We start from the raw sequence: 11,480 nt of genomic DNA, 5'->3' as shown, positions 1-11,480 counted from the left end.
ATCTTTTCGATAATCATGAAAAGAGTAACAGATATTATGTTGTGTTAACCATTTTTTTGCTTTTTTGACTGTGTCGCAATTAGGGATGCCGTAGAGAGTGGTCACAATTTTTATCCATTAAAATAAAATGATTGTAACAGAAGATGATAGTGGGAGAGAAACAAAAAGAGCCACTTAAGGATCGGCTTCAAAATTACTTGCGCTTTTGTTTTCAAAATAACCAGTCATTTCAGGCTTTTTGAAAATAATTTAGCGCAAGTTATTGTGTAACGATTCCTAAGTGACTCTTTAAAAAATAACAATGTCGCTTTTGTTATTTAACGATTTTTAATACTGCATCAGTGGCAACTTCAACTGTTCCAGACATTTTCTGAAGCTCTTTAATCTCATCCATATTTGAAATAACAACAGGTGTTAAGATTGATTTTGCATTCTCTTTTAAGAATTCCAGATCAAACTCGATGATTGTGTCACCCATTTTGACCTTCTGGCCCTCTTGTGCGATACGAGTGAAACCTTCACCTTTAAGCTCAACAGTGTCGATACCGAAGTGAACAAAAAGTTCAATGCCAGTATCTGACTCTAAAGAGAATGCGTGGTTAGTTTCAAAAATCTTACCAATTTCACCGTCACAAGGTGCAACCATCTTGTTACCTGTTGGGCGGATTGCGATACCGTCGCCAACAATTTTTTCTGCAAATACCACATCTGGCACATCTTCAATGGCAACAATCTCGCCTGAAAGTGGTGCAATGATGTCGATAGTATTGTCAGATTGTGTATTACCAGATACTGCTTTCTTTAACGAATCGAAAAAACCCATGGTTTAACTCCAAATTATAATTTTATAGAATAAGTTACTAAAAGGATCATAGACTTAACAGTATAGATCCGTTTTGAAAATTAGTTAATGCCTTTGGTTTTATTAAACTCATTGACCAGGGCTTCAATTTCAGCTGCCGTTGCAACTGATAACGCTTTATCTGCTAATGCTTTTGCATCTGCAAAGTTTGTATTACGGATAATTTTCTTCACCGCTGGGATTGAGATAGCACTCATTGAGAACTCATCAAGCCCCATACCAAGTAGTAGCAATGTTGCACGTTCATCACCTGCAAGTTCACCACACATACCCGTCCATTTGCCTGCCGCATGAGAGGCATCAATAACGCCTTTAATGATGGTAAGTACTGAAGGGGTCATTGGATTGTAGAGATCAGAGATTAACTCATTACCACGGTCAACCGCTAGTGTATACTGGGTTAAATCGTTGGTACCGATACTGAAGAACTCAACCTCTTTAATCAGGTGATGCGCAATGGCCGCTGCTGCGGGTGTTTCAATCATCACTCCGACTTCAATGGTTTTATCAAAGGCGATATTTTTAGTACTTAATTCCGCTTTTAACGTTTCTAAAATCTCTTTTAGTTTACGGATCTCTTCAACTGAGATGATCATTGGGAACATGATGCGAATCTTACCAAATGCAGAAGCACGTAATAATGCAAGCAGTTGTGGATTCATGATCTCAGGGCGATCAAAACAGATACGGATAGCACGCCAACCTAAGAATGGATTCATCTCTTTCGGTAGGTTTAGGTAAGGTAGATCTTTGTCTCCGCCAATATCCATGGTGCGGATAATACAGGCTTTACCTTCCATCGCTTCAACTACTTCTTTATAAGCCATAAACTGCTCATCTTCGGTAGGAAGTTGGTCTCTGTCCATAAACAAGAACTCTGTGCGGTATAAACCAACACCTTCTGCGCCGTTGCGTTTAGCACCATCAGTATCTTTAACAGTACCGATGTTTGAACAAACTTCAACGTGATGACCATCAAGCGTCATTGCCGGCAGATCTTTTAATTTTGCAAGCTCCTCTTTGTCGGCTAGGAAGGTTGCTTTTATTTGTTTCGCATCAGCAAGCTCTGCGTCACTTGGATTAATGATGATCTTATTATTAAGTGCATCAAGAATGATGATATCACCATTTTTTACACGTTTAGTAATATCATTCGTCCCTACAATCGCAGGAATTTCCAATGAACGCGCCATGATAGAAGTGTGAGAGGTACGACCGCCGATATCGGTGATGAAACCTAATACGTTATCAAGGTTAATCTGTGCTGTTTCTGAAGGGGTCAAATCATTCGCGATTAATATCACCTCTTCAGTAATGTTACTGAGATTAACAATATCAATACCCAGTACATTTTTCAGTAAACGACTACCAATATCGCGAAAATCGGTAGCACGCTCGCGCAGATAAGGGTCTTCTAACTCTTGAAGTAGTGTGGCATTTTCTTCCACAATATTATGAATTGCAAAGTCAGCAGAGCAGTTATGCTTTTTGATATAAGCGACGATATCCTCTTCTAGCTCTTCATCTTCAAGCAACATAATGTGCCCTTCGAAGATGGCTTCTTTCTCTTCACCAAATGTTTGTAGTGCTTTTTGTTTTACTATTTCAAGCTGAGCTGAAGCCTTCGCGCGTCCGTCCAGGAAACGAGAAATTTCTAAATTTATATCTTCAACTTTATCCGTGTTGAGAGAGATTTCATCTTCTTGCAATAACAGTGCTTTTGCAAAGGTAATGCCAGGTGATGCTAGAATGCCAGATATCATAAACTATCCTTAAGTTTTCGAACTAAAACAAAGTGTTAATTATACAAGTGTTGCCATTAGTGCAACTAAACTATCAACTGCTTTTTGTTCGTCAGCACCTTCAGCTTTGATATTAACCGATGTACCTTGTGTAAGACCTAATGTTTGTAGCTTAAATAGGCTTTTTGCACTTGCTGATCTACCACCAACTTCTACAGAGATATCAGATGCAAATGATTTAGCTTCTTTTACGAATTGTGCGGCAGGACGAGTATGAAGACCATTTGGCGCTGTGATTGTTACTGTTTTTTGATACATGGAAATACCTTGATTTTATGAAAAAATATATGGTTATTATTGCTTCTATTTACAGAAGATAATAACAAGGAATAAAACTGTTGTAGTAAAGTAACCAATAAATACAAAAATGAATTTAATCTAGGTCAAGTTTTATGCTACAAGTCACATCTTTACGAGATTAAATAATCATTTGATCTCGTCAAAATATATTACAACATCCATATTGTAGCTAGATAATCCTTAAATAGGGCGGTCGGGTCAATAGGTTTTTACTAAAATTCTGTAAAAAAAAACTGAATAGTGTAATTGCTGTGTGCTTTTTGAACATCTGTAGATGATATTTTACAAAAAAAAGGCACATAGAGTGCCTTTTAAATAGTTGTCTTATTTTTAGACTGATTATGCGAAGGTTTCGCCTTCAAATACACCTGCAAAAAGTGCCGTAGAAAGGTAACGTTCACCAGAGCTTGGTAAAATAACCACGATATTTTTATCTTTAAATTCAGGTTCGGCGGCTAAACGAGCAGCTGCTACAACGGCCGCTCCTGATGAAATACCGGCTAAAATACCTTCCTCTTCCATTAAACGACGCGCCATCTCAATTGCATCATCATTGCTTACTTGTTCTGCACGATCAATCAGAGAGATATCTAAGTTTTTAGGAATAAAACCAGCACCAATACCTTGGATTTTATGTGGGCCTGGTTTAATTTCTTCGCCTGCTAATGTTTGTGAGATAACCGGTGAGTCTGTCGGCTCTACAGCAACACTGATGATAGCTTTGCCTTGTGTTTCTTTAATGTAACGACTCACTCCTGTGATAGTACCGCCAGTACCAACACCCGCAACAAATACATCAATTTCACCGTCTGTATCTTCCCAGATTTCAGGGCCTGTTGTTTTTTCATGAATTTGTGGGTTAGCTGGATTTTCAAATTGACGTAAAACAAGGTATTTGTCTGGATTGCTTGCTGCTAACTCTTCTGCTTTGTTAATTGCGCCTTTCATGCCTAACGCGCCATCTGTTAAGACAATCTTTGCACCGAGTGCTTTTAGTAGTTTACGACGCTCAATACTCATTGTATTAGGCATGGTTAAGGTGATTTTGTAACCACGCGCAGAAGCAACAAATGCTAATGCAATACCAGTGTTACCACTGGTTGCTTCAATTAATTCAATCTCTTTAGTGAGCGTGCCGTTCTTTTCAGCTTCCCAAATCATGTTCGCACCAATACGACATTTAACACTAAAGCTTGGGTTACGACTTTCAATTTTGGCGAATACATTACCTGTTGTGACATTATTTAAACGTACAAGTGGTGTGTGACCAATGGTTTGTGAATTATCGTTAAAGATTTTAGACATTATATTTTCCTTGAGTTGCGGTTAACTAGTTGCTAAAAACAGCATAGCTGAACTATCTAGAAGGAGGAAATATAATTTGGTTATAGGATATGAGGTTTAGTGATAACGTAATATTAAAGTAACTACTCAGCCCCCCTTCAAATTTGAGGTGTTTTTATAAAAATAGACTGTAAATGCTCAGGGCAACGACCTGAGTAGTTACATATTAAAAACGTGTTTCAAAACCAACTAATGCGTTGCTATTACCGTAACCGGGTATATTACTATTGGAAATGATCATTTTAATTTTACTCCGCTTGCCAGTGTTAAAACTAATCCCTGCACCCAACGCAAGTTCACTATTATAGATATTAAACTGTGCGGTATTAGAATAATAGTCAGAGAGAGTTTGATCTGCTGAAAAGTTACTTAAACGTTGTGTTGATGGATCGGAAAAATTACCAAAGAGCTCAACCTGCAAACCTTGTGTATTTTCTGCTATTAAGGGGATCGAAATCAACTCATAATGGGCGCTCTTTTTAAAGGTGCTATCGGTAATACTGGTATTAAAAGTTACTTTATTATAAAGAGAAGTGAACGCTTCATCGAGGTAATGATAAGTTGCTACTGGAATTTGGTAAACCGTGTTGAGGCTTAATAGTTTGCTCTTTGTTGCTATTTGCTCAGTTGTTATCTGAGCAATACTTTTTTGATACTCAACTTGTAGACTATTACTGGGTACTTCGCTTGCAAAACATGTAATAGAAGAGAAAAGTGCAACCACAGTAACTATTTTTTGTTTCATTTTGCGCATTACCTTTTCTCCTTGAGTTGAGTGCCAAATAGTATATGTTACATGGATCATTATTTACAGCTTAAGAATTGTAAATAGTGATGCAACTGCTGTAACAGCTCAATTTTCTCTGGGTTATGTTGATGCTCTAAAGCAAGCGCATCGATTTTTTCTATGTAACTTTGTTGATGCTCTAACAGGTATAATTGACACTCTCTTTGCCACTTTTGTTGCTCGTCAATATCCAGAAACTGCTCTCCGTTTCTCGCACGATAATGCCATAACAGCATCACTAAACGATCATCCTCAAATTGAAAGTCAGTTTTGCTCAAATCAGCAATGTCACTTGTAGCTATCTGATTAATAAGTTTTTTGTCGTTATTTGAGAAAAAACCACCACTGTACAGCATCTCTTCCACTGTCTGTTTTTTGTCAAAATCACGCTCTTGTATAAATACTTGCTGTAACTTTTTAGCCAATGACGTTTGTGTTTTTATAAAATCCAATGACGCTCTACATTGTACTCTATCGATACCTAATTCATCTGCACGTTGCTCTGACAATGTTTTTGCGGGTGCAATAAAAGGACATTTATTGATATGGATAAGCTTAATAGCTGGGCGGGTTATCCCCTCGGGAAGATCTGTCGTTGGCGTATAGAGATAATGGCGGATCTCTTCAGCGGTTAATGTGGCTAGTGCGCTCAGATCTTTATTAAGGTCTACTACAATCACTGCATTTTTGTTACTCGGATGCTCACATATCGGTAACACATAAGAGATACAACCCTGTAAAGCGGGGAACATGCCCGATACATGGATAACAGGTGTGTATGAGCCTAGCTTTAAGGTATTAAGTACATTACCCTTTTTACGTAAATTGAAGCAGTAATCATATAATTTTGGTTGTTTCTGTTTAATTAACTTTGCAATAGCAATGGTGGCATAAACATCACTCATTGCATCATGTGCTTGATCATGTGCAAGTTTATTCTCAATGGTTAATAACTCTAAACGGAAAGAGGGCACATCGTTGTCATCAATTGGCCAGTTTAGCCCTTCTGGTCGCAGTGCATAACAGGCACGTACAAGGTCGATAATATCCCAGCGAGAGCAACCGTCTTTCCACTCACGTTGATAAGCATCTAAAAAATTTCTATATAACGTAAAACGGGTGACTTCATCATCAAAACGAATATTGTTGTATCCCACTACGCAGGTATTAGGCTGACTAAATTGTTGGTTGATATTGGTGATAAATTCGTTTTCAGTGATGCCATATTGGAGTGTTTGTTGGGGAGTTATTCCTGTGATTAAACATGCAACTGGATCGGGAAGATAATCACTGGGAATACGGCAATACCACTCATTGGCATCGGCAATGGCATTTAATTCAAGATCAGTACGGATCCCTGCAAATTGAGAGGGTCTATCGGTACCTGGGCTAAGCCCAAAGGTCTCGTAATCGTGCCAGTATAAAGTGGGCTGTTGCAACGTGTTTGTATGTGCCTGCTGTTCTATCTTACCCATTTTAGACCTTCTCTTTTATTGCTGTGATCTTGATTTAGTATTGATTGTTTTTATTTTATATTAGTTGAATATTTTAAAATCGACTCAAAAAGATCCAATATCGTCGCATTATATACGGGAAAGACTTAAATATCAGGAGCTCATTGATTAATTGAGTGTATTTTTAAACGCGTTATATTTTTGAGGGCTGTTATTAATGCGTCACTTTGGCTTCATACATGAAAATACAGGGGAGTAATGTGATCTATCACTGATAAAATGGTGATGGTTTCATTTAAAAATGGTCATTATAGCGTCCATTTTACTGCCCTAAAAATATTGAGCTAATATCCTGATTTTGATCAATTTCTCTCCTTTGAAAGTGTGATTGTTCTCTAATTTTTTTTTTGCGTTATATATACAATCGAATCAAGAACAACAACCCATATCCGTTACAAATGTATAAAATATTATGCAACGTAATTATTTTGATTTGGTGGGTTTTTTGGGGCTATTTTATAATATAACCTCAGTTGTACTATACCTTAAACGATCACAATCTAAATTTTAGGAAAGAATAGAAATGACTTATAACGTAAGAGAAATGTTAGATTCGTTTGTTGGCGGATTAGAAGAATTAAGCAAAACTAATGAACAGCATGTTGGTGCATTTATGGGGCTTTTAGGTGCCGCGTACGAACCAAAAGCGCTTGATTTAAAAACCAAAGAAATAATAAGTGTGGCGATTAGTTGTTATAGCCGATGTGAATATTGCATTGTCTATCACTGCTATAAAGCACTAGAAGCAGGGGCTACTAGAGAAGAGATTATAGAGTCTTCAATGGTTTCTGTGGCTTTTGGTGGCGGACCTTCTATGGCGTATTCCGTGACGTTACTAAAGGCAAGTTTAGACGAATTTGAAGGTGATTTTAAATAACCATCGCACCTTCGGCAGTGCTGAAGGTGTGCAATCGATCAAGTTTTACCTGTTCATAAAATTAATTATTTAGCCTGAGTTCTGGTAAATAAACGCTGTCGTTTTTTTAATTATCCAGAATTCAGGTTATTTAAATTATATATATTAAATGTGATGGAGATTTAAATGAAGTTTGACTTAATTATTGAAGAATTCTCAGGGCATGACAAAACGGGGGTTATAGGAAAAATGAACGTAAAAGAGGGCTCAGAAATTAACTCTGGAGATCTTTTATTTATTGTGGAATCGTCTAAAGGGACGGTGAAATTCACCTCAAATTATAAAGGCATCTTAGAAAAATTAATCATTTCTGAAGGTGATTCTGTAAATAAAAATCAAGTGATTGGAATAGTAGATGGTGAATGTACCTCACCTAAAAGTTGCAATATCAGTGCAACCAATCCCATCGAAAAATCTGCCTTAAAAAAATATTCATTTGGTGTATCAAAACCTGCAAAAAAAGAATATGAAAAAGATGTGGTTATTGTTGGTGGTGGTCCTGGTGGTTATGTTGCTGCAATTCGTGCCGCACAAAATGGAAAAAGCGTGTTACTTATAGAAAAAGATAAGCTTGGTGGAACGTGTTTAAATTATGGCTGTATTCCAACAAAATCTATCATTAGCAGTGTTAATCTTTATGAAAATGTAAAGCGAGCGAGTGAATTTGGACTTGAGATAACAGATGTAAAAATTTCATTAGAAAAAATTCGAGAAAGAACGGTTGGTGTTGTTAATAACCTCGTCTCAGGTGTTGAACATCTAATGAAGCATAATCGAATTAAAGTGATTATTGGCACAGCAGAAGTATGTGATCAAAATACGCTTTCTATTAAAAATAAAAAATTAGATGCAAAAATAAAATTTAAAAACTTAATTATCGCAACAGGCTCCTCTCCGAGTATGCTCCCCATTGAAGGTGCCGATGATTCGATACTCACCAGTAAAGAGTTGCTTGAATTAACAGAAATTCCCGCGTCATTAACTATCATTGGCGGTGGAATAATAGGAATGGAATTTGCTTTTATATTTAATTCGTTAGGCTGTAAAGTAAATGTTATTGAGTTTTTTCCCACTATTCTCAACGATATGGATCAAGATATAGTTACGGTTATAAGAGAGTCTGCTATTGAAAAAGGCATAAAATTATATGAAAATTCCTGTGCTCAAGTAATTAAAACATCTGTTGATGGCTCTAAAATTGTTAACTTTAAAACCGCTGATAAACATAACCTTGTTATTAGTGAAAAAGTTGCGATTGCGGTGGGAAGAACGGCAAATATTGATTCTCTTGATCTAGAAAAACTCAATGTGAAATTAAATGAGAAAGAAAATGGTATTGATGTCAATAATTCAATGCAAACATCAAATGAAAAAATCTATGCAATAGGGGACGTTACCAATATTATTCAACTTGCTCACGTTGCTTCACACCAAGGTATTGTGGCTGCTGATCATATAGCGGGAATAGATGCTCAAATGCAATATGACAATATTCCCAGTGCAATTTTCACTTTCCCAGAAGCTGCCAGCACGGGACTGACAGAAAAACAGTGTATAGATAAAAATATCCCTTATAAAGTCGGTAAATTTCCAATGGTTGCAAATGGCAAGGCGCAAGCCATGGGTGAAACAGAAGGTTTTGTGAAAATCATTTCAAACCCTGATAGTGGCGTTGTTATTGGAGGCGGGCTCGTTGGTATTCATGCAACCGACTTACTCAGTGTGGTAACCAACTTAATCGCAGCGAAAACAACCGTTAAGGAAGCGGTTCATGTTATATATGCTCACCCGACAACATCTGAAGCGGTACATGAAGCATTATTAAGCGTAGAGGGGAAAGGGATCCACTATGGGTGAGTTTCAAGTATATCTCTCACGATCACTTGACCCTGCACACAATCTGGCAATCGAAGAGTATTTAATGGAGACGCTTCCAAAGGATCATAAAATACTTTATTTATGGCAAAATAAAAATAGTATTATTATTGGAAGAAATCAAAATCCCTATAAAGAATGCCGATTAAAGATAATGGAAAAAGAAAATGTTCGATTGATCCGCCGTCTTTCGGGGGGCGGAGCGGTATACCATGATATTGGAAATTTAAATTTCACATTTATAGCGTCAGCAGAAAACTACAGCATTGATGATAACTTCGAGGTTATCTTTAGCGCTTTGAAGAAATTTAATATTACGGGAGAGTTTAATGGACGAAATGATTTAACGGTGAATGAAAAGAAATTTTCGGGTAATGCCTTTGTTACTGAAAACGGTATGCATTGTCATCACGGTACATTGTTAGTCAATGTTGATATTGATAAGTTAATTAAATACTTATCAGTTTCAAAGCTAAAGGTTGAGTCAAAGGGGATTGATTCAATCAAATCAAGAGTGATTAATTTACAAGATTGCGCTAAAAACCTTGATGTCGAGAGCTTGAAAAGCGAGCTGATAAAGAGTTTCTCAGAAAAGTATAACGTACAGAATAGCCACGTTATAATTTCAGAGGGCCTCTTTAAACTTGATAAATACATGAATAAATATAATTCTTGGGAATGGAATTATTCAGAAAGTCCTGAATTTGAAATAACCCTAGAAAGAAAGTATTCGTGGGGAATTATAGATATTTTGCTTAATGTTGAAAATGGAACAATCGCAATGTTAAACATACATACTGATTCAATAATTCAAGATAATTTTAGTCAACTAGCCATTAATCTAAAGGGGCAACCTCTTAAATTAACTAATATTTTAACTACGATTAAAAGCACCCTTAATACTCCAATACTAATTGACGATATTTCATTAATATTTGAAGAATATCTCACGTCACAATGAGTATCTAATAAAGAGTGCGCTGGCAACATCTATTATCGGAGGCTTGGTGTAGCTGATCATATACTAATACTTTTCTAGAATAGCGTTTTCTAAATGCTATTTCTTGATTTATTTGGGCTACGATTTTTCTAATTACTTGTGATACATATTACTAACTGATGTTACGCAGTGAGGCTTGCTCTAGGTGCAAAGCCTCAATTGCTGCTTTTTGTGCTTTGATATAAAGTTTCATTTTCAAACCAAATGTCGTTAGCCCTTTTTTATACTCAAGCACTCTAACTTTACTGTGGCTAACAATAATATGAAAATAGGGTTGCTTTGCGTCTTGATTGTTTTGGCTGGTGATTTTGTTAATACTGTATTGGATTTTATGTTTTCATGGAAAACCTCAATTTTTCATCGTTTTTGATAGATCGTTTCTATGGCATCTTTATCTAGCTCAACATCATTACCCCCCTGTGTCAGGATAGTTGTCGCCTCTAAATTTAATTAGAGGTAATAATGAAGAGAAGTTATTCAACATCATTTAAAATACAAGCAGTAGAAAAGTCGCTTAATCGAAATGATAATACTACATTGACAGAAATCGCAGCGTCTTTAGGTGTTGGTGTATCAACACTTTGTACATGGACGACCAAAGCCAAAAATCAAGAATTTGAAACGGCTTCAAAGAATGAGATAACAAGCATGAATAATGATAAAAGACCACAAGATTGGTCACTAGAGGAGCGCTTTAATATGATTGTTGAATCAGGCTCCCTAACTGAATAAACATTGCAGAGAGCAAGGCATTTACCTCATCATGTAAAACAGTGGAAACTTGATTTCATTAATGGCAACACAACTAAACAACGCGTTGTTTCTTCTTCTGAAATTAAAAATCTTAAACATGAAAATAAGTCATTTAGAAATAAGAGCAACTAGGTCAAAACTTTGTTTGCTCGGTTAATAAGAAACTAATCGGGGACATCCCAACCTTTTTCTAGATACGGGATCAATGCGGCTGCACCTATCCCGTTTGCATTTTCCTTAGCCGATCAATCACTTCAGCAAGGGACGACAGCGAATTATGCAACAGTATTGTGTCATGAGCAGGGGTTACTAAGTTCGGTTCCGCAC

10 protein-coding genes and 2 pseudogenes are annotated in these 11,480 nt (G+C 36.7%); 4 read left to right on the top strand and 8 right to left on the bottom strand.

Annotated elements, in window-relative coordinates; all coding sequences use genetic code 11:
• From G322_RS24300 to sbcB, 7 genes and pseudogenes are all read right to left on the bottom strand, one after another.
• Positions 1-108 (bottom strand): annotated as a pseudogene (locus G322_RS24300) (arsenate reductase); the annotation flags it as partial.
• A gap of 205 nt (positions 109-313) precedes the next feature.
• Positions 314-823 (bottom strand): PTS glucose transporter subunit IIA, encoded by a 510-nt coding sequence (gene crr / locus G322_RS0113565; protein WP_022942294.1) that lies wholly within the window; start codon positions 821-823, stop codon positions 314-316.
• A gap of 80 nt (positions 824-903) precedes the next feature.
• Positions 904-2,625 carry a phosphoenolpyruvate-protein phosphotransferase PtsI gene (ptsI, locus tag G322_RS0113560; RefSeq protein WP_022942293.1) on the bottom strand — a complete coding sequence of 574 codons (1,722 nt, stop codon included), beginning with the start codon at positions 2,623-2,625 and terminating at the stop codon, positions 904-906.
• Positions 2,626-2,664: 39 nt separating this feature from the next.
• Positions 2,665-2,922 carry an HPr family phosphocarrier protein gene (locus G322_RS0113555; protein ID WP_022942292.1) on the bottom strand — a complete coding sequence of 86 codons (258 nt, stop codon included), beginning with the start codon at positions 2,920-2,922 and terminating at the stop codon, positions 2,665-2,667.
• A 381-nt stretch (positions 2,923-3,303) separates the two neighbouring features.
• Positions 3,304-4,269 (bottom strand): cysteine synthase A, encoded by a 966-nt coding sequence (cysK, locus tag G322_RS0113550; RefSeq protein ID WP_022942291.1) that lies wholly within the window; start codon positions 4,267-4,269, stop codon positions 3,304-3,306.
• Positions 4,270-4,474: 205 nt separating this feature from the next.
• Positions 4,475-5,062, bottom strand: coding sequence for a hypothetical protein (locus tag G322_RS0113545; RefSeq protein ID WP_022942290.1), 588 nt, complete (start codon positions 5,060-5,062; stop codon positions 4,475-4,477).
• A 50-nt stretch (positions 5,063-5,112) separates the two neighbouring features.
• Positions 5,113-6,570, bottom strand: a complete 1,458-nt coding sequence (gene sbcB, locus G322_RS0113540) for an exodeoxyribonuclease I (RefSeq protein ID WP_022942289.1) — start codon at positions 6,568-6,570, stop codon at positions 5,113-5,115.
• Between the two features lie 562 nt (positions 6,571-7,132).
• On the opposite strand from sbcB, the gene G322_RS0113535 reads away from it, so the two are divergent.
• The 3 genes from G322_RS0113535 to lplA all read left to right on the top strand — a co-directional run bounded on the left by G322_RS0113535 (position 7,133) and on the right by lplA (position 10,361).
• On the top strand, positions 7,133-7,486 hold the full coding sequence (locus G322_RS0113535; protein WP_022942288.1) for a carboxymuconolactone decarboxylase family protein: 354 nt from the start codon (positions 7,133-7,135) through the stop codon (positions 7,484-7,486).
• 165 nt (positions 7,487-7,651) lie between these two features.
• Complete coding sequence (gene lpdA / locus G322_RS0113530; RefSeq protein WP_022942287.1) at positions 7,652-9,382, top strand: dihydrolipoyl dehydrogenase; 1,731 nt, start codon at positions 7,652-7,654, stop codon at positions 9,380-9,382.
• On the top strand, positions 9,375-10,361 hold the full coding sequence (gene lplA, locus G322_RS0113525; protein ID WP_022942286.1) for a lipoate--protein ligase: 987 nt from the start codon (positions 9,375-9,377) through the stop codon (positions 10,359-10,361). Before lpdA ends, lplA begins: the two co-directional genes overlap by 8 nt.
• A gap of 151 nt (positions 10,362-10,512) precedes the next feature.
• Here the strand turns inward: lplA and G322_RS24840 are convergent.
• Positions 10,513-10,811 (bottom strand): annotated as a pseudogene (locus G322_RS24840) (IS701 family transposase); the annotation flags it as partial.
• A 51-nt stretch (positions 10,812-10,862) separates the two neighbouring features.
• Between G322_RS24840 and G322_RS22380 the strand changes: the two are divergent.
• On the top strand, positions 10,863-11,132 hold the full coding sequence (locus G322_RS22380) for a transposase (RefSeq protein ID WP_051143776.1): 270 nt from the start codon (positions 10,863-10,865) through the stop codon (positions 11,130-11,132).
• Positions 11,133-11,480 lie beyond the last annotated feature (348 nt).

Origin of the sequence: Psychromonas hadalis ATCC BAA-638, assembly GCF_000420245.1 — a bacterium.
Classification (GTDB): domain Bacteria; phylum Pseudomonadota; class Gammaproteobacteria; order Enterobacterales; family Psychromonadaceae; genus Psychromonas; species Psychromonas hadalis.
This window is presented reverse-complemented; position numbering and strand designations above follow the sequence as displayed.

Coding starts and splice junctions, on each gene's coding strand:
- crr (WP_022942294.1), bottom strand. CDS start 823: ATGGGTTTTTTCGATTCGTTAAAGAAAGCAGTATCTGGTAATACACAA.
- ptsI (WP_022942293.1), bottom strand. CDS start 2,625: ATGATATCTGGCATTCTAGCATCACCTGGCATTACCTTTGCAAAAGCA.
- G322_RS0113555 (WP_022942292.1), bottom strand. CDS start 2,922: ATGTATCAAAAAACAGTAACAATCACAGCGCCAAATGGTCTTCATACT.
- cysK (WP_022942291.1), bottom strand. CDS start 4,269: ATGTCTAAAATCTTTAACGATAATTCACAAACCATTGGTCACACACCA.
- G322_RS0113545 (WP_022942290.1), bottom strand. CDS start 5,062: ATGCGCAAAATGAAACAAAAAATAGTTACTGTGGTTGCACTTTTCTCT.
- sbcB (WP_022942289.1), bottom strand. CDS start 6,570: ATGGGTAAGATAGAACAGCAGGCACATACAAACACGTTGCAACAGCCC.
- G322_RS0113535 (WP_022942288.1), top strand. CDS start 7,133: ATGACTTATAACGTAAGAGAAATGTTAGATTCGTTTGTTGGCGGATTA.
- lpdA (WP_022942287.1), top strand. CDS start 7,652: ATGAAGTTTGACTTAATTATTGAAGAATTCTCAGGGCATGACAAAACG.
- lplA (WP_022942286.1), top strand. CDS start 9,375: ATGGGTGAGTTTCAAGTATATCTCTCACGATCACTTGACCCTGCACAC.
- G322_RS22380 (WP_051143776.1), top strand. CDS start 10,863: ATGAAGAGAAGTTATTCAACATCATTTAAAATACAAGCAGTAGAAAAG.